We start from the raw sequence: 16723 nt of genomic DNA on the forward strand, positions 1-16723 counted from the left end.
GTCGTGCTCAGTGCGCGGCGCGCACCGCCGAGACCAGTCCGCCGGTGCCCTCGTCCTGCGGCGACGGGGTGAGCACCGGACGCCCGTAGGCCTGGGCGCGCTCACGCAGGGTGAAGGTCTCCGCCTCCCAGCCGAGGCCGTCCAGCCAGCCGACCGGGTCCTCCGGCGTCTCCCAGACCCACATCGACGCCGGCGATCCCGGAGCGGCGTCCTCGCGGAAGCGTTCGATCACACCGCGCGCGCCCAGTGTCAGGCCCATCCTGCTGCCTGCGGCGGACAGCGCGCCGATCCGTTCGAGCAGCGACTGGACCGCGTCCTCGGGCAGATAGATCAGCAGTCCCTCGGCGATCCACACCGTCGGCCGCGCCGGATCGTGCCCTGCCGCGGCCAGGGCGCCGGGCCAGTCCTCGCGCAGGTCGACCGGGACGGTGATCCGCTCGCAGCGCGGAACGGCCCGCTCCTGACGCAGCACCGAGGCCTTGAAGCCCAGCGGTTCGGCCGTGTCGACCTCGAACAGCCGGGTCTCCGCAGGCCAGTCCATCCGGAAGGCCCTGCTGTCCAGCCCGGCTCCGAGCAGCACGACCTGCCGGACGCCGGACGCGACCGCCCGGTCCAGCAGGTCGTCCAGGAACTTCGTCCGGATGACGATCGAGAAGGCCACACCGAGCCGGCGGCGCCGCGCCGCCTCGTCCGCGAGCGGGGGCGACGGCGTCCCGGGGCCTCTCCCGCCGGCCGTGGCGAAGGCCAGCGCCAGCGGGTCCTGGAACAGTGGCTGCTCGCGTGCCGTCTCCATTGCCCTCACCCGGGCCACGCCCACGGCTGTGGCCCACACCCCGGACGGCTCGACCCGTCCTGCCGCATTAGTCATCCGTTCAGCCTAGCCAGGCCGCCGGGCGTTATACCGGCGCGGTGGGAAACAGCGTTCCGGGGGCCGGATCCAACCTGGTGGCGACGACGTCCTTGGGCGGGGTGAGGTCCAAGTGCCAGTCGCCGAAGCGGCGTATGGTGCGCGTGATCAGCGGGCTGACGGTGGCCGGGTCGTCGGGGTCCACGGGATGGCCCTCGGCGGCGAAGGCGTTGGCGGCATCGATAATGTCCAGCGCGATGGAGTAGATCGCACAGTTGGCGATCAGCTCGTTGAATTTGACGACTCTCCTGGTAGTCCGGGTCGTTGTGGCCGATCAGCCGTCCGCCGATCATCAGATGCGTAGCGAAGCCGTGGAACGCCTCGACCGAGAACTGAGAGACGAGTCCTGAGTCCTTACGCTTTGCCGGCCCGGCACAATCGTTCGCGCTCTGTTGGGATGGTCATGTTCCCCGCTGCGCCCAGGTGTTCGGGGGCGGGATGGCGGCAGTCGGGCCGTGGCCCGCGACTACGCCCTGTTGCGCACCGATGATCACGGCCGAGCACGGCGTGTGGACCGGCGCGTACGCGCGCCGCCTCTTCCACGAGAGGGCGGGAGCGACCGTGTCGGCGGCGTCGGTGTCCGCGCTCTTCACGGCACAGTTCTCCTGAGTCGAGCCACCACGTCGACCGTGCCGTGTATGGCTCTGCACTGCGTGCCGGCGGACCTTCCGACCGTCGCCGACTCCCACCCTCCGACGTTTGTCCTCGTCCACCGTCCCCGAACCGGCTCCTGCCGTCCAATCGGAGCCGCCGAGTGTTGACGGATGAGAGGCACGAGTACCGGCGTCGGTGTACGGGTACGCACCCGTACACGCTCCACATGACCGCGACCGCGCAGCGGATCGTCGACGCGCCCGCCGCCGACCGCAGCCTGCACGAGCGCATCGCGCTGGATCGCCGGCCCGACGAGATCAAGGAGCTCGCCGACACGTTCGACCCGGCGGCACCCTGTTGGAGATCAACGCCCGGCACGAGTGGTTGATCGACGGCCTCCTGCTGCTCGCCCGCTCCGAGTACGAAATCGACGAGCACGCCTATCTCGACCTCGCCGACATCGTGGACCACGTGGCCACCCGGCTCCCGGCCGGCACCGGCCATGTGTGTTGTCAGCCGCTCGCCGCCTGGGCGCCGAGGGCCGGCGCGACGCGCTCCGGCAGCCGCTGCGCGGCCGGGGTGCGCCGACCGTACCGGACGGTGAGACCGTCGACCTGCTCGGCGAACGTCCCCCTGCCACACGCGACTTCGTCGCAGAAGAACCGACGCAATTGCAGTTCGATCGCGGCTGGGCGACCTGAGACCGCGGTGTCCGCGAGCATCCGCGCGTACCGGCTGTGCACCCGCCGGGACGGTGACCCGCACCCCGGGCATGCGGCCTCCGAATCGGTACAACGTGCCTTGATCCGGACCGATTTACCGACAGCGATGACCGCCTCGACCGCCACCGGCGAGAGATGCGGAAACAGGACTCGCAGCAGTTCAGCGACTTGACCCCCGAGCACCCGGCACGACTACCACGCCATGATCCGCTTCACGGCAATCGCCGAAGACCCAGAACTCAAAAGGCCATTGACAATCCGGCCCTGGGACCACGGCATCACGATTACCGCAGATGAGCAGTTCGTGTGGGCGGGGGATGCCGATATCGGCTGCCGAGGGCCCGTCCTCACGATGCCGGAGCCGGTCGCGCCTTGACGCCGTGCGCCCCGTGTTCGGCAACCGAGCACAGCCGCGGGCTCCGCCGGCCCAATCACGACCCGGCACTCCCGTGCGCGCACCGCCGCCCGCGAGGCCAGGGCCGACGCCCGCGACGCCCAGCTCGTCGCCGACGACGCGGGCACCTCGCTACGACGTCCTCGCGTACTTCGTCGACACGATCGGTCTGACGTGCGTCGTCGTCGGCGCCCGCAGTGGTCCGCAGGTGGTGATGGAGGGGATCCGGCTCATCGGCCGCCCATCCTCCGAAGCGGCGGTAGAGCTGGTCGCGCACCTCGAAAGGCTCGGCCTGGACGTCCGGTTCATGCTCAGCGGGGACGTCGGCTCGACGGACCTGGGATTCTTCCCGGACACGCAGCGGGGCGGCGACGCCCTCGTCACCTGTGCGCTGTTCGGCAGGCCCAACGCGAGAGATTCCTCTAGTCTCGGGGGGAAACGAGCGCCGTGTTGGGACCGCGTTTTGAAGGCACCGGCGAGGCCGTAATCCTCGATCGGCGCCGCGGCCCTCCCTTCGGGGAGGGCCGTTCTCCTGTGCACGGGCAGCGGCGCGTCAGGCGACCCCCTCCCGGCCCGAATCGGTGCGGGCGACGGTGTAGAGGCCCGTTTTCACCCGGGTCAGGACACCCTCCCGCACCAGGCGATTGCATGTGGTGCGCAACGTCTCCTGCTGTGTCCTGATCTCCGGACGCCCCAAGGCCTCGTTCAACTCGCGCACCCGCATCGGCCGACCGACGGCGGCGAGCAGGCGTACGGCCGACTCGGCCAACGGCCCCCGCGGTTGCCGGACCGGCCTCGGCGAGGGTGCCTGCGACGCTTCCCCGGGGGACGCGAGGCCGGCGCCCGCCGGCACGTCGTCCCCAAAAGCGTCTTCTCCGCCCGGGGTCGGGGCGGGGACGGGACCGGCGACAATGCTCCGGTCCCGGTCCGCCCGAACCTGGTCCCGTGTCGCCCGCACCCGCTCGAACTCCACTTCCACGGAGGCGAGTTCCGCGCGCAACCGCTCCAGTCGTCCCGAGAGCCGTTCGACCCGAACGTGGTAGAACACCACGGCGTCGTCCAGCCACGAGGCACCACCGGGCCCGTCCGCACGCACAGACACATCACATCGGCGGCGGCAGGGTCCTCGTCGTCGAACGCCTCACCTTCCCCACTGCGGTGGCCGTCGCGTCCCCGGTCACCGCCGCGCCGGCAGCCGTCATCGGCGTCGGCGCGCCATGGGTGCGGGGCCTGCTGCCGGCGGTGTCCACCGTCTCGCATGACCGTTCGTGCCGTCACCAGACACAGATGGCCCGTGGCCCTGACCGCGGCAGCCCTGACCGCCGCTGCGGCGGGCTGCACCGTCGAAGAAAAGGACAAGCCGACTACCCCGGTCAACGGCCCCGCAGCAGGCGCGGCGGCCGTTGCCCCGGGCGTCACCGCCGACTCCATCAAGATCGGCGTCGCGTACCCCGACACGGCGAGCATCAAGGTGTTCACCAACATCGACCTCGGCGACTACGAAGCCGCGTACAAAGCTCGCTGACCTACGCCGAACTGGACCTCCGGGCCAACCGGGTGGCCCACCGGCTGCTTGCGAGCGGAGTGCGGCCCCAGGCGCCGGTCGCCGCCCTCGCCGAGCCCGGCCTCGACCTGGCGGTCGCCATCCTCGGCGTGCTCAAGGCGGGGGCGGCCTTCGTACCGTTGGAGCCGTCCTACCCGGACCAGCGGCCGGCGGCCACCCTGGCCGCGGCCGGCAGTGAGGACCTGCTCGTCCAGGCCGATCTCGCGACACGTGTGCCCGCCCCGCGGCGCACCGTGATCGGCGAGACCGCGGCCGACGAGACGCTGCCCGCGACGAGTCCGAGCGCGGGGGCCGCCCCGGGCGACCTCGCATACGTGATCTTCACGTCGGGTTCCACCGGCACACCCAAGGGGGTCGCCGTCGAGCACCGCAGCCTCGTGCACTACGCGCACGGCGGCCTGGAACGCGTCAACGGCCACGGCCGCTCGTTCGCTTGACATACATCGGATCACTCAAATTAAATGATCGAGAATATTGAGGAATATAAACCAATTTAGTCGCATTCACGATGTGTCTAAAATGTATAGTAATCCGATGATTAGCTGTCCTGGCGACTCCTTGGACGGATCGGGAGTGATGTACGTGAGGTTTCTGCGCATGGGAGATCCCGGTCGAGGACGCCCGGTGGTGCGTGACGGGAACGGTCGGACGTACGACATCACCGCGATCGCCCCCGACGTCGACGGCGCCTTTCCGGCTGGCGGTGGGATCGCCCGGACGCGGGAGGCCCCGGCGGCCCGCCTAGGCAACCCGTGCCCGCGACCCGGAGACATCGTCGAGCCGGCGATCGGCGGCAACGACGCGCCAATCGGCCGCCGGCGGCAATGCCTCGGGAAGGCGTGAACATGGCCGGCATCACCGCACTCGAAACCCACGACATCCGGTTCCCGACCTCGATCGAACTCGACGGGTCCGACGCGATGAACCCGGATCCGGACTACTCGGCCGCGTATGTCGTCCTGCGCACCGACGCGCCGGGACCGGACGGGAACCCGCTTGCCGGACACGGGTTCGTGTTCACCATCGGACGCGGCAACGAAGTCTGTGTCGCCGCGCTGCGGGCCCACGAACACCTGGTGGTGGGACGCGACCTGGACGCGACCCTGGCCGACCTCGGCGGCTTCGCCCGCGATCTCACCGGCGACTCGCAACTGCGGTGGCTGGGCCCCGAGAAGGGCGCGATCCACATGGCGGCGGCGGCGATCATCAACGCGGCCTTCGACCTCGCGTCCACCGCCGCGGGCAAGCCGCTGTGGCGTTACCTCGCGGACCTGACCCCCCGCGAGATCGTCGACCTCGTCGACTGGCGGTACCTGACCGACGCGCTGACGCCCGATCAAGCCCTGGACCTGCTCACCAAGGCGCGGGAGGGGCGGTCGGAGCGCGAGGCGGAACTCCACGCCCACGGCTACCCGGCCTACACCACGGCGCCCGGGTGGCTCGGCTACAGCGACGACAAACTGGTGCGCCTGACCCGGGAGGCGGTGGCCGACGGCTTCACCCAGATCAAGCTGAAGGTGGGCGCGAACCTGGGCGACGACGTGCGCCGCATGCGACTCGCCCGCGAGGCCGTGGGTCCCGACATCCGCATCGCCGTGGACGCCAACCAGCGTTGGGACGTCGACGCGGCGATCGCGTGGACGCGCGAACTCGCCCCGTACCAACCGTGGTGGATCGAGGAACCGACCTCGCCGGACGACGTCCTGGGGCACGCCGCCGTACGCGCGGGCGTGGCCCCGATCAAGGTCGCCACCGGGGAACACGTGCAAAACCGGGTCGTGTTCAAGCAACTGCTCCAGGCCGGCGCGATCGACATCCTCCAGTTGGACGCGTGCCGGGTCGGCGGAGTGACCGAGAACGTCGCGATCCTGCTGCTCGCCGCACACTTCGGCATCCCGGTGTGCCCGCACGCGGGCGGGGTCGGGTTGTGCGAGGTCGTGCAACACCTGTCGATGTTCGACTACCTCGCGGTCAGCGCCGACAAGCAGGACCGGGTCATCGAGTACGTGGACCACCTGCACGAGCACTTCGTCGACCCGGTGCGCATCCGCGACGGGTACTACCTGGCCCCGAGCATCCCCGGGTTCTCCGCGCGGATGCGCCCCGACTCGCTCGCCGCGTACGCGTTTCCCGACGGCGCGGCCTGGTCGCGGCACGCGGAGGTGGTCCGGTGAACGGCCACGAATTCGCGGACGTCCGGGCGGTCGTCACCGGCGGCGCGTCGGGAATCGGCCTCGCCACCGCACGCCGACTCGCCGATGGCGGCGCCCACGTGGCGTGTCTGGACCTCGACTCGGAGTGCGGCACCCGAGCCGCGGACTCGCGCTTGTTGATGCTGCGGGCCGACGTCACCGACGACGCTTCGATCCGTGCCGGCGTCGACGGAGCGGCGGACGCACTCGGCAGCCTCACCGTCGTGGTCAACAACGCGGGCACAGGCGCCCAGGGCACCGTCGAGCACAACGACGACGACGAATGGCGGCGCGTCCTGGAGGTCAACGTCCTGGGTATCGTGCGCACCACTCGCGCCGCCTTGCCCCATCTGCGCCGGGCCGCGGCCGAAGGGTCCGACGCGGCGGTGGTCAACCTGTGCTCCATCGCCGCCACGGCCGGTGTCCCGCAGCGTGCGTTGTACTCCGCGAGCAAGGGCGCCGTGCTCTCGCTGACGCTCGCCATGGCCGCCGACCACATCCAAGAGGGCATCCGATTCAACTGCGTCAACCCCGGCACTGTGGACACCCCATGGGTCGGCCGGCTCCTCGATGCGGCCCCCGATCCCGAACTGGAGAAGCGCTTGCTGAACTCGCGTCAACCCATCGGACGCCTGGTCACCCCCGAGGAGGTCGCAGCCGCGATCGCCTACCTGGCCGGGCCGTCCGCACGTGCCACCACCGGCACCTCGCTCGCCGTCGACGGTGGCATGCAAGGACTCCGCCCATGCCCCACCTAGCCCGCCCGCCGCAACCCGGCCCCGTTCCCGCGTCACCGCCCGACTTCCACATTCGCATTCGTGGAGCGTCACCCACCTCGTCGAGGAGTCCACAGTGACCATCAGGATCCTCCTTCCCCGCCGAACCGCTGCCACCGCGGCCGCAGTGACTGCCTCCCTGGTCCTGCTCGGGGCCTGCGGCAGTACTGGCGACAGCAAGGGAAACACCGCGACCGGCGACGGGAAGGCCGGCAAGACCGGTGTCGTACTGCCCTTCCTGACCTCACCGTTCTGGCAGGCCTACAACGGCTATGTGCCGGCCAAGGCCAAGGAACTCGGCGTGTCCACGCTGCCGACCGTCAATTCGAACTCCGACGCGGCACAGCAGATCACCGACATCAACAACCTGCTCAACCAAGGCGTCAAGGGCCTGGTCGTGGCGCCGATCGACAGCGCTGCCATCGCCGCGGGCCTGGACCAGGCGGAGCGCAAGGGCGTTCCAGTCGTCGCGGTGGACGTGGCCCCGGACAGGGGCAAGGTCGCGATGATCGTCCGCGCCGACAACCGCGCGTACGGGACGCTCGCCTGCAAGTACATGGGCGACAAGGTCAAAACCGGCAAGGTCGTGCAGATCATGGGCGATCTGTCCTCGATCAACGGCCGGGATCGGTCGGAGGCGTTCCGCGATTGCATGAAGCAGAATTACCCCAGCATCCAGGTGCTCGAGATCCCGACCGAGTGGAAGGCCGAGAGGGCCGCCGCCGGGCTGAACACGATCCTCAACGCGAACCCCGATCTCAAGGGCGTCTATATGCAGGCGGGCGGGGTATTCCTCGCCCCGACGCTCCAGCAGCTCAAGGCCAAGGGCCTCCTGCATCCGGTCGGCGACCCCAAGCACATCACGGTGGTCTCCAACGACGGCATCCCGCAGGAGCTCGACGCGATCCGCCGGGGCGACATCGACGCGACCGTGTCGCAACCCGCCGACGACTACGCGAAGTACGGCCTCTACTACATCAAGGCCGCGATGGAAGGGAAGACCTTCGAACCCGGCCCGACCGATCACAACAGCACGATCATTCAGCACCCGGACGGCAACTTGGAAGACCAGCTCGCCGCCCCGCTGGTCACCAAGGAGAACGTCGACGACCCCACCCTCTGGGGCAACTCTCTCGGAAGGTGAGTCGGATGTCGGTCGGATCCCCGACGCCCTCGGCCGGGGGAGCGGGAACGCACGCTCGCCCTCCGCTGGCCCAAGCGGTCGACGTCGTCAAACGTTTCGGGCCCACCGTGGCCTTGGACAACGCACAACTGGAGGTCGTCCCGGGCGAGTCGCACGCGCTCGTCGGCCGCAACGGCGCGGGCAAGTCGACGCTCGTCTCGCTCCTCACCGGGCTCGCCCGCCCGGACTCGGGCCGCATCCTCTTCGGCGGGGAACCGGCCCCGTCCCTCGCCGATCGCAACGCCTGGCGGCGCCGGGTCGCGTGCGTGTACCAGAAGTCCACGATCATCCCGCAGCTCACCGTCGCCGAGAACGTCTTCCTCAATCGTCAGCCCACCGGCCCCGGCCGCTTCATCGCATGGCGCCGGATGCGGACCCGGGCACGCGAACTCCTCGACCAGTGGGGAGTCGACATCCCGGTCGACACGCCGGCCGCCGATCTGTCGGTCGGCGACCGGCAACTCGTCGAGATCGCCCGCTCGCTGTCCTTCGGCGCCCGCTTCGTGATCCTCGACGAGCCCACCGCACCACTCGACCGCCGCGAGATCGAGCGCCTGTTCGCGAGGATGCGGGTGCTGCAGGCCGCCGACGTGACGTTCCTGTTCATCTCGCACCACCTCCAAGAGGTGTACGAGGTCTGCCAGTCCGTCACGGTGATGCGCGACGCCCGGTGGATCACCACCCGTCCGGTGGCTTTGATGCCGCGTACCGAACTGGTCGAGGCGATGACCGGCGAATGGATGCCGGAGAAGACCGCCGCCGAACCGCGCGACCTCACCGGCCGCCCGGTCCGACTTCAGGTGTCGGACCTCGCCGGCGACGCCTTCTCGGGTGTGTCCCTGGCGGTCCGCCAAGGCGAGGTGCTGGGCGTCGCGGGCAGCAGTGCGAGCGGCAAGATCGAACTGGCCGAGACACTGGTGGGCCTGCGCCGGGTGAAGTCGGGCACGGCGACCCTCGACGACATCCCGATCCCCTTCGGCAACGTCCCCAAGGCCATCGCCTCGAGCATCGCCTGTGTCCCGCGCGACCGCCATGACCAGGGGCTGGTCGCAGGGCTCTCGGTCGCCGAGAACGCCGCACTGACGCTGCGTTCGGTGCGAGCCGGCCGGTTCGGCACCATCTCGCCCGCCCGGGAACGCCGACAAGCGCGTCGCGTCGTCGCCGACCTCGACATCAAGACGCCGGGCGTCGAAGCACCGGTCAGCGCGCTGTCCGGCGGCAATCAGCAGAAGGTCGTCATGGCCCGTGCGCTCGCGACCGACCCGCGGCTGCTCGTGCTGATCAATCCGACCGCAGGTATCGACGTGAAGTCCAAGGAGGCCCTGCTCGGCCTCGTGGACGACATGCGCGAGCGCCGGACCGCCGTGGTCGTCATATCCGACGAACTCGACGACCTGCGCACGTGCGACCGTGTGCTCGTCCTCCGGCACGGTTGCGTGACCACCGAACACCCTGCCGGCTGGCGCGACAACGATCTGGTCGCCGCCATCGAAGGCATGAGCGATGAAGGAACGACGCATGACTGACATCTCGGCACTCGCCGAAAGCCCGAGGTCGACCCAGCCGACCACGTTCCGCGGCGCACGCACCGCACTCCTGCGCCGGTTCCGCGAGCTGGCCCTCGTGCCGGCCCTGGTCGCGCTCGTGGTGCTCGGCGGACTGGTCAACGATACGTTCCTGACCAAGGCTAACCTGATCAGCATCCTCGGTTCCTCCGCCGCGCTCGCGCTCGTCACACTGGCGGCGTCCCTGATTCTCATCGGCGGCAAGTTCGACCTGTCCCTCGAATCAACCGTCGGCATCGCCCCCGCGCTCGGCGCGATGGTGGTCCTGCCCGCCTCCGCCGCCGGATTCGGCATCGAACTCCCGTCCGCGGTGGGCCTGTTGATCATGCTCGTCGCGGGTGCGGTGATCGGCGCCGTCAACGGATTCCTGGTGGTCAAGCTCCAACTCAACGCGTTCATCGTCACGCTCGCGATGCTGATCGTACTGCGAGGGCTCCAGGTGGGCATGACCGAGGGCAAGACCCTCTTCGAGATGCCCGAGTCGTTCTTCACCCTGGCCACCTCCACGTTCCTGGAGGTTCCGCTATCCGTGTGGCTGGCCGCCGCGGCGTTCGCCATCGCGGGATTCGTGTTGCGCCACCACCGGGTGGGCCGCGCGTTGTACGCCATCGGAGGCAACCCGGCCGCGGCGCGCACGGCCGGCATCCGCGTGGATCGCGTGCTGATGGGCGTGTACATCGTGGGCGGCGCACTCGCGGCCCTGGGCGGGCTGGTCCTCACCGGCTACGTCGGCGCGATCAGCCCCAACCAGGGCGACGGGATGATCTTCACCGTGTTCGCGGCGGCCGTCATCGGCGGAATCAGCCTCGACGGCGGCAAGGGCACGATGACCGGCGCACTCACGGGTGTGCTCCTGCTCGGCGTCGTGCAGAACCTGCTGACCCTGGCCCAGGTCAAGCCGTTCTGGATCCAGGCGATCTACGGCGGCATCATCCTGGTCTCGCTCATGGTCTCGCGTCTCACCAGCGGGAAGGCACAGGACTAGCCTAGAAGCGTGTCGGCCCCACGAACGCGGGGATTGCTCCCACGAGGCCGCGCCGGACGATTGGGCCCACGCGTCGGCCCCGCGAAGGCGGGGATGTTCCGGGCGGGCACTCCTCGTAGTTGGCCCCGCGCAGGCGGGACGTTGCCATTGCGCTGGGTGCAGCGCCGTCCCGACATCGCCGCCCCGGACGAGTACGTCGCCTTCGTCGAACTCGTCGGATCCGGTCTGCCTACTCGGGGTAACCACCCGATGCCCCGCTCGACTTGAACGCGATCCACCCCCGCAGGTTGAACTACCCTGGGGGCGAGGGTGATCCAGCTCGAAGACGGCATACAGGTGGCAAGATGCAACTGAACGAAAACGGTAGCGTCGCCCGGGCCGGAGAGTTCGTTGCCGCGGTGGTCATGGTGGTGTGTCCGTTCGTACACGCACCGGCATGCGAATCTTGCGCGCCGTCGCGACCCGACCCCGACCCCGCCACCTCGTCGACAGGGCGCGGCGCCGAGTCCCGAGTCCCGAGTCCTCGACAATTCCCACGCCCGACCGGGCAGATCGTGATGGAAGACCATGACAGGCACGACCGATCCGACCAGAAGAGGCGAACTGTTCGTCGGCGTCGACGCCGACCGCCGTTTCGAGGGCCCCACCACGGGCGGCGAACTCGCCATCCTGACCGACATCCTGGCGGCCCAGCGCACGACCCTGGAACTGAAGTGCGCCGGGCTGGGCCCGGAGTTGGCCCGGCGATCCGTGGAACCCTCCACGCTCTCCCTGCTCGGTATCGTGCGCCACCTCGCCGACGTCGAGCGCCGCTGGTTCCGGCGGGGTCTGGGCGGCCAGGACGCGCCGGCCCTGTTCTCCTCCCGGGCCTGCCCCGACGGCGACTTCGAGGGCGCGGCGCCCGACACCGCGATCGTCGAGCAGGCCTGGCAGGCGTGGCGTACGGAGGTCGCCTTCGCCGAGCGCTTCACCGTCGAGGCGCCCGATCTCGACGTCGAGGGCGAAGACGATTGGCGCGGAACGGTGTCCTTGCGCTGGGTCTTGGTGCACATGGTCGAGGAATACGCCCGCCACAACGGCCACGCCGACCTGCTCCGCGAACGTATCGACGGAGCGATCGGCGTGTGAACCCACGCTCCGCTCGGGCCGTGCCGGCCGCCGACCACCACCCAGCTCCCACGCGGGTGGCCTCGTCCGGATCAGGCGTGCGCGGCGGCGAGCAGGATGGCGCCCAGTTGCACCGCGGCGAGCTTGCGGAGTTCGATCGGGGAACCCGGGGACTCGGCGGTAGCCTCGGCGAACCAGACCTCGAACAGGTCGGTGCGCCGTCCGGTGTCGAGTAGACGCCCGGCGTGATCAATCGGGAGCCGGGCAGTTCGGGCGCACCGTGGTGCACGGGAAGGCCTTCGTGCTCCGGGAGTTCGGCGAGCCGCCGGGCGAGGTCGAGGTCGTCGCGGTTGAGGTGGAAGAAGGCGCCCTGGCGCTCGCCGTTGTGCAGCGAGCAGACGAGCGCGGGTTCCACCGCGTCCATCAGCGCCATCAGCGCGGTGGTCTCCGGGAGCGATCGGTCGAAGGTGTAGCGCTCGCCTTCCAGCGGGAACGTCCACTCGACCTGGTCGGCCAGGTCCGGGCGTAGAAGTGCTCGGCGTACGCGCGGCGTTGCCCCTGCCGGTCGTACCAACCTTCGTTCAGGCGTGCGCCGTCCGGATCGGCGCACGGGATGAGGTGCCGGCGGCGGTCGAGGCGGGCGCGCAGCGCGGAGTCCCGGCACAACAGGGCGATCAGGGCGGCGACCGTGAGTGCCCCGACCGGCTCGTTGGGGTGTGGTCCGCCGACGACGACCACGTCCTTCGCGCCGTCGCCGATGGTCAGCGCGCCCAGCGGTTCGCCCAGCCGCGATGTGCCGATGCGGCGTACACGACCAGGTCGGGGTGGGCCGCGGCGGCTGCGTCGAGGTCGGCGTGCATGGCGTCGACGGTCGGGAACGCGGCGTGGTCGGGCACCTGCGTCATGTTCGGGATCACCTTCATAATACGGTTACGGTAATAATGGGATTATGAGAATTGCAAGGGCCGAGGCCAAGGAGCGGAACCGCCGTGCGCTGCTGGACGCCGCGCGCGGTGTCGTGGCACAGGACGGCTACCGCGCCAGGTTGGACGACATCGCCGCGCGGGCGGACCTGACCACCGGTGCGGTGTACTCGCTGTTCGGGAGCAAGAACGGCCTGATGAGCGCCCTGGTCGCGGATCACCTCGGCCCGCACTACGCGGGGATCGAGCAGGTGGTCGTCGCGGACCTGTCGCTGACCGACGCGGTCGACGCGTTCGCCCGGTACTACCGGCGGGTCTGTGAGGACCCCGACGCGCTTCGCCACCTGTCCTTCGAGATCAGCCTCCTGGACTTGGCACTGCGCGATCCCGCGCTCCGCGAGGCGCTCGCCGCCGCGCTGCGCGTGCACGAGGAGCGGTTGACGGCGCTGTTCGCCGGGCGGGCGCACCGGGGAACGATCGTCTCGGCCGGCCAGGCGCGGCGACTGGCGATCGCGCTCAGGGCTCTGCTGGTCGGTCTCGGCCAGGGACTCCTGCTCGGGCCGGCCGACGTGGCCTCCGAGCAGTACTTCGCCGACGCCGCGCGCGCGTTGACCGCTCCGGAGGTACTCGGGCCGGTCCTCGGACCGGAGTGAGATCGGGGCGGCCCGGGTGTGCGCCCGCCCGCCTACGGGGTACTCCCCCTGGCCGGCGTGCGACGGCGAGTCGGCGATCGCCCGCCCCGCCCCGGCGCCGTCACCGAGTGCACCGACGGATCCCAGTGAGCAGGAGGAACTCGACATGCCCGTGGCGGACGCCGAGGTGGAGGTCTTGATCGTGGGCGGCGGGCCGGTCGGGCTCACCGCCCGGGCGCTCCTGGAACGCTGGGGGGTGCGGGTACTGCTGGTCGAGAAACACCGCGAGTTGTCACCCTTCCCGCGCGCCCGACTGGTCAACGTGCGCTCGATGGAGATCTACCGTCACCTCGGCCTCGACACCCGGATCGCTGCCGCCGCGTTCGCGCCCGAGTTCGGCCACATCCGCTTCCGGGACACCCTGTACGACCGCGACTTCGCCGCGGCGGCGATGGTCGGGATCCACGCGCCGGTACCCGAGAGCCCCGTGATCGGCGTGGTCACCTCGCAGGACCGTCTGGAACCAACCCTGCTTGCCGCGGCGGACGCACCCGTGCGATTCGGTGTCGAGGTCGTCGGCGTGGCCGAGGCGGCCGACGGCGTCACGGCCCTGCTCCTGGACCACGAACGTGGTGACGAGAGCCGACTCCGCGCCCGATATGTACTCGCCGCGGACGGCGCGAACTCCACCGTCCGGCACCTCCTGGGAGTCGGCAGCACCGGCCCGGGGGCATTGGGGGACTTCACCACCGTCGTGTTCGACGCCGACCTCGACCGCTGGTGCGCCCGCCGGCCCGCCGGGGTCTACGTCACCGCGCACGGCTCCTTCCTCCCGCTCTACCCGGAAGGAGGCTGGGCCTGGTTCGGCCCGACCCCCGAAGACGCCGAACACGCCGACTGGCCCGATCTCGTCTCGCGCGCCCTCGGCCTCGGCGCCGACGTACGGGCCGACGTGTCGCGGGTTCAGCACTGGGTCATGAATGCCTTCGTCGCCGAACGTTTCCGCCACGGCCGAATCCTGTTGGTCGGCGATGCCGCGCACGCGATCCCCATCACCGGCGGCCTGGGTATGAACACCGGCATCGCCGACGTGCACAACCTGTGCTGGAAGCTGGCGGGCGTGCTGCACGGGTGGGCCGAACCGGGCCTGTTGGATACCTACGAGACGGAACGACAACCCGTCGCCCACCGGACGCTCCAGCAGGCGGTGGCCAACGCCCGGCTCATGGTGCAAGTCCAGAACCGCCGCCGGGATCGGCTGCGCAGCGGCGACGCGGCGACGGCGCGGATCGAACTGCCATGGTCGGAACAGTACTTCGCGCAACTCGGCCTGGTGTTGGGGGCCACCTACCACTCCGCCGCCGTCCTCACCGACGGCAACACCCCATCCGAGCCCTCCGAATCGGGCACGACCTACATCCCCACCGCAGAGCCCGGACGCCGTCTGCCCCACCTCCGGCTCACCACCGAACGCTCCACACTCGACACCGTCGGCGCATGGTTCACCCTGCTCACCCCGGACCCCACCCGATGGCGGCAACACGCCACCGGATCAACGCCGTTGCGCATCGAGGCCCTGCCCGTCGAACACCTCGACGTCTGCGGCCTTGGCCCGCACGGAGGGCTCCTCGTCCGTCCCGACGGCCACATCGCCGCCCGCTGGCGCAACCACCCCTCGGGCAACGCGCCCCTCCGGCACGCCCTCACCACCATCACACGCTCGACATCCGCGTGATCGCCCGCCTCCCGGATCCGGGCCGTGGAATCATCGGATGTCGGGTGGGCACGTACGCGTATTCCTCTGTGAGTGGTGGTGGGTGGACGTGATCGCCGGGTGAGAGTGGGACGACACGTTGTTCCTGGGCACGGCCGCCTATTACCGGCGTGGGAGAATCCCCTATGCCCCGGGATGGGCGGACGCGCTCGCCGATGTGCTCGAACTCGACGGGCACGGGCGCCTGATCGACGTGGGATGTGGGCCGGGCATCCTGGCCGTGGGGCTGGCGCACCCGTTCGGTGAGGTCGTCGGCGTCGACCCGGACCGGGAGATGATCGCCGAGGCCCGGCGCGAGGCCGCCGAGGCGGGGTGGCCGGGAAGGCGCGTTGGATTCGGGCCCGGGCGGAGGAACTGCCCGCGGATCTCGGCACGTTCACCGTCGCGACGTTCGGGCAGTCGTTCCACTGGATGGATCGGGAGCGGGTGGCGGCGACCGTCATGGACATGCTCCGGCCCGGTGGCGTGCTCGTGCACGTCTCGAACCTGGAGATCGAGAAGCGCGCCGTCGACGGCCTTCCGTACCCGGCGGTGCCGCACGCCGCGGTGGGCGAGCTGATCAGGGACTATCTGGGGCCGGTGCGACGAGCAGGTCAGGGCGTACTGACGCAGGGGATTCCCGGCGCTGAGGCGGAGGTGTTCACCGGTGCGGGGTTCTCCGGTCCCGGACACCGGTTCGCTCGTACGGCGGCCGCACCCGCCACGCCCTGACCCTCGTCGTGGAGACGACCGCCGGACTGCGGCTGCAGTGGGTCAACGACCGCTCCCAGATCGACGACGGCCACGCCCGCGCGGACTTGGACGCGATGTGCTCGATGCTCGGCCGGCCCACGTCCGACGGCCGGGCACAGTCGGCGACCTCGCGCAGCACACCGCCGAACTCGCCGTCGTCACCGCGCGAGCGCCGCTCCCGAAGACCACCCTGCGGACGAGCCCCGGCATCGACGGCGGCGGCTCGGACCCGGTCCTGGAGGTGGTGACCGCGCATTTCGCCGCGGACCAGCGATTCGACCGCGCGCTTGTTGCACGCGGGCAGCCCGATCTTGGTCAGGAAGTCGGCGAAGGAGTTGAACTTCCCCTTGCTCGTGCGCGCTTCGACGATGTCGTTGATGACGTTGTCGCCCACGTTGCGGATCGCCCGCAGGCCGAACCGCACGTCGGAGCCGACGGCGGTGAAGTCGGCCACGGACTCGTTGACGTCGGGCGAGAGCACCCGGATGCCGGCCGACCTGGCATCGGCCAGGTACATGCCCATCTTGTCCTTTTCGTCGCCCACCGAGGTGAGCAGCGCGGCCATGTACTCGGCCGGGAAGTTCGCCTTGAGATAGGCCGTTTGGTAGGACACCAGGCCGTACGCGGCGGAGTGCGACTTGTTGAACGCGTAGCCGGCGAACGGGACCAGTAC

The 16723-nt window shown here is 70.1% G+C and carries 20 protein-coding genes and 2 pseudogenes; 15 read left to right on the plus strand and 7 right to left on the minus strand.

The genetic code is table 11. The annotated features are described in order from the left end of the window. Positions 1 to 7: 7 nt before the first annotated feature. Both A3IC_RS0105725 and A3IC_RS68355 read right to left on the minus strand, forming a co-directional pair. Positions 8 to 868, minus strand: coding sequence for a class I SAM-dependent methyltransferase (locus A3IC_RS0105725; protein ID WP_026217916.1), 861 nt, complete (start codon positions 866 to 868; stop codon positions 8 to 10). A 28-nt stretch (positions 869 to 896) separates the two neighbouring features. Further along, a pseudogene (locus A3IC_RS68355) lies at positions 897 to 1148 on the minus strand (Tn3 family transposase); the annotation flags it as partial. Between the two features lie 245 nt (positions 1149 to 1393). Between A3IC_RS68355 and A3IC_RS72405 the strand changes: the two are divergent. Next, a complete protein-coding gene (locus A3IC_RS72405; RefSeq protein WP_020549104.1) occupies positions 1394 to 1516 on the plus strand; it encodes a hypothetical protein in 123 nt (40 codons plus the stop codon). A 211-nt stretch (positions 1517 to 1727) separates the two neighbouring features. Beyond that, a complete protein-coding gene (locus A3IC_RS73375) occupies positions 1728 to 1889 on the plus strand; it encodes a hypothetical protein (protein WP_020549105.1) in 162 nt (53 codons plus the stop codon). Between the two features lie 124 nt (positions 1890 to 2013). Here A3IC_RS73375 and A3IC_RS70645 read toward each other — a convergent pair whose 3' ends face one another. Continuing rightward, complete coding sequence (locus tag A3IC_RS70645) at positions 2014 to 2406, minus strand: transposase family protein (RefSeq protein WP_079026271.1); 393 nt, start codon at positions 2404 to 2406, stop codon at positions 2014 to 2016. Positions 2407 to 2425: 19 nt separating this feature from the next. On the opposite strand from A3IC_RS70645, the gene A3IC_RS68360 reads away from it, so the two are divergent. Continuing rightward, entirely contained in the window at positions 2426 to 2599 is a 174-nt protein-coding gene (locus A3IC_RS68360) for a hypothetical protein (protein WP_020549107.1), read from the plus strand. 571 nt (positions 2600 to 3170) lie between these two features. On the opposite strand, the gene A3IC_RS0105760 is transcribed toward A3IC_RS68360, so the two are convergent. Then, complete coding sequence (locus A3IC_RS0105760) at positions 3171 to 3713, minus strand: hypothetical protein (protein ID WP_020549109.1); 543 nt, start codon at positions 3711 to 3713, stop codon at positions 3171 to 3173. 198 nt (positions 3714 to 3911) lie between these two features. Between A3IC_RS0105760 and A3IC_RS70650 the strand changes: the two genes are divergently transcribed. The 9 genes from A3IC_RS70650 to A3IC_RS69980 all read left to right on the plus strand — a co-directional run bounded on the left by A3IC_RS70650 (position 3912) and on the right by A3IC_RS69980 (position 12518). After that, positions 3912 to 4142 (plus strand): hypothetical protein, encoded by a 231-nt coding sequence (locus A3IC_RS70650; protein WP_020549110.1) that lies wholly within the window; start codon positions 3912 to 3914, stop codon positions 4140 to 4142. 32 nt (positions 4143 to 4174) lie between these two features. Next, complete coding sequence (locus A3IC_RS70655; RefSeq protein WP_020549111.1) at positions 4175 to 4618, plus strand: AMP-binding protein; 444 nt, start codon at positions 4175 to 4177, stop codon at positions 4616 to 4618. A 408-nt stretch (positions 4619 to 5026) separates the two neighbouring features. Next, complete coding sequence (locus tag A3IC_RS0105780) at positions 5027 to 6355, plus strand: enolase C-terminal domain-like protein (RefSeq protein WP_040876210.1); 1329 nt, start codon at positions 5027 to 5029, stop codon at positions 6353 to 6355. Next, positions 6352 to 7131 (plus strand): SDR family NAD(P)-dependent oxidoreductase, encoded by a 780-nt coding sequence (locus A3IC_RS0105785; protein ID WP_020549113.1) that lies wholly within the window; start codon positions 6352 to 6354, stop codon positions 7129 to 7131. The genes A3IC_RS0105780 and A3IC_RS0105785 overlap by 4 nt, the downstream gene beginning before the upstream one ends. A gap of 94 nt (positions 7132 to 7225) precedes the next feature. Beyond that, on the plus strand, positions 7226 to 8293 hold the full coding sequence (locus tag A3IC_RS0105790) for a sugar ABC transporter substrate-binding protein (RefSeq protein WP_106668797.1): 1068 nt from the start codon (positions 7226 to 7228) through the stop codon (positions 8291 to 8293). Between the two features lie 5 nt (positions 8294 to 8298). Continuing rightward, complete coding sequence (locus tag A3IC_RS0105795; protein ID WP_052173215.1) at positions 8299 to 9858, plus strand: sugar ABC transporter ATP-binding protein; 1560 nt, start codon at positions 8299 to 8301, stop codon at positions 9856 to 9858. Next, on the plus strand, positions 9851 to 10882 hold the full coding sequence (locus tag A3IC_RS0105800) for an ABC transporter permease (protein ID WP_020549116.1): 1032 nt from the start codon (positions 9851 to 9853) through the stop codon (positions 10880 to 10882). The genes A3IC_RS0105795 and A3IC_RS0105800 overlap by 8 nt, the downstream gene beginning before the upstream one ends. A gap of 567 nt (positions 10883 to 11449) precedes the next feature. Beyond that, the gene (locus A3IC_RS0105805) at positions 11450 to 12010 is read left to right on the plus strand and encodes a DinB family protein (protein WP_020549117.1); all 561 of its coding nucleotides are present in this window, start codon (positions 11450 to 11452) and stop codon (positions 12008 to 12010) included. A gap of 280 nt (positions 12011 to 12290) precedes the next feature. Then, entirely contained in the window at positions 12291 to 12518 is a 228-nt protein-coding gene (locus tag A3IC_RS69980) for a hypothetical protein (protein ID WP_205353774.1), read from the plus strand. Here the strand turns inward: A3IC_RS69980 and A3IC_RS73380 are convergent. Both A3IC_RS73380 and A3IC_RS69990 read right to left on the minus strand, forming a co-directional pair. Further along, a complete protein-coding gene (locus A3IC_RS73380) occupies positions 12422 to 12790 on the minus strand; it encodes a M14 family zinc carboxypeptidase (protein WP_211232265.1) in 369 nt (122 codons plus the stop codon). The genes A3IC_RS69980 and A3IC_RS73380 overlap by 97 nt on opposite strands. Beyond that, the gene (locus A3IC_RS69990; protein ID WP_205353775.1) at positions 12751 to 12894 is read right to left on the minus strand and encodes a hypothetical protein; all 144 of its coding nucleotides are present in this window, start codon (positions 12892 to 12894) and stop codon (positions 12751 to 12753) included. The genes A3IC_RS73380 and A3IC_RS69990 overlap by 40 nt, the downstream gene beginning before the upstream one ends. A 44-nt stretch (positions 12895 to 12938) precedes the next feature. Here A3IC_RS69990 and A3IC_RS0105825 point away from each other — a divergent pair, with 44 nt between their 5' ends. From A3IC_RS0105825 to A3IC_RS52765, 3 genes and pseudogenes are all read left to right on the plus strand, one after another. Continuing rightward, complete coding sequence (locus tag A3IC_RS0105825) at positions 12939 to 13565, plus strand: TetR/AcrR family transcriptional regulator (RefSeq protein ID WP_020549121.1); 627 nt, start codon at positions 12939 to 12941, stop codon at positions 13563 to 13565. A 145-nt stretch (positions 13566 to 13710) separates the two neighbouring features. Next, positions 13711 to 15279, plus strand: a complete 1569-nt coding sequence (locus A3IC_RS0105830) for an FAD-dependent monooxygenase (protein WP_020549122.1) — start codon at positions 13711 to 13713, stop codon at positions 15277 to 15279. A 118-nt stretch (positions 15280 to 15397) separates the two neighbouring features. Continuing rightward, a pseudogene (locus tag A3IC_RS52765) lies at positions 15398 to 15984 on the plus strand (class I SAM-dependent methyltransferase); the annotation flags it as partial. Here the strand turns inward: A3IC_RS52765 and A3IC_RS0105840 are convergent. Next, positions 15959 to 16723 (minus strand): helix-hairpin-helix domain-containing protein (locus A3IC_RS0105840; protein ID WP_026217930.1); only part of this gene is annotated, 765 nt, incomplete at its 5' end. The pseudogene A3IC_RS52765 and the gene A3IC_RS0105840 overlap by 26 nt on opposite strands.

The sequence above is a fragment of the Embleya scabrispora DSM 41855 genome, assembly GCF_000372745.1.
Classification (GTDB): domain Bacteria; phylum Actinomycetota; class Actinomycetes; order Streptomycetales; family Streptomycetaceae; genus Embleya; species Embleya scabrispora.

Coding starts and splice junctions, on each gene's coding strand:
- A3IC_RS0105725 (WP_026217916.1), bottom strand. CDS start 868: ATGACTAATGCGGCAGGACGGGTCGAGCCGTCCGGGGTGTGGGCCACA.
- A3IC_RS0105825 (WP_020549121.1), top strand. CDS start 12,939: ATGAGAATTGCAAGGGCCGAGGCCAAGGAGCGGAACCGCCGTGCGCTG.
- A3IC_RS68360 (WP_020549107.1), top strand. CDS start 2,426: ATGATCCGCTTCACGGCAATCGCCGAAGACCCAGAACTCAAAAGGCCA.
- A3IC_RS0105805 (WP_020549117.1), top strand. CDS start 11,450: ATGACAGGCACGACCGATCCGACCAGAAGAGGCGAACTGTTCGTCGGC.
- A3IC_RS0105780 (WP_040876210.1), top strand. CDS start 5,027: ATGGCCGGCATCACCGCACTCGAAACCCACGACATCCGGTTCCCGACC.
- A3IC_RS0105795 (WP_052173215.1), top strand. CDS start 8,299: ATGTCGGTCGGATCCCCGACGCCCTCGGCCGGGGGAGCGGGAACGCAC.
- A3IC_RS69990 (WP_205353775.1), bottom strand. CDS start 12,894: ATGACGCAGGTGCCCGACCACGCCGCGTTCCCGACCGTCGACGCCATG.
- A3IC_RS73375 (WP_020549105.1), top strand. CDS start 1,728: ATGACCGCGACCGCGCAGCGGATCGTCGACGCGCCCGCCGCCGACCGC.
- A3IC_RS0105800 (WP_020549116.1), top strand. CDS start 9,851: ATGACTGACATCTCGGCACTCGCCGAAAGCCCGAGGTCGACCCAGCCG.
- A3IC_RS72405 (WP_020549104.1), top strand. CDS start 1,394: ATGATCACGGCCGAGCACGGCGTGTGGACCGGCGCGTACGCGCGCCGC.
- A3IC_RS0105830 (WP_020549122.1), top strand. CDS start 13,711: ATGCCCGTGGCGGACGCCGAGGTGGAGGTCTTGATCGTGGGCGGCGGG.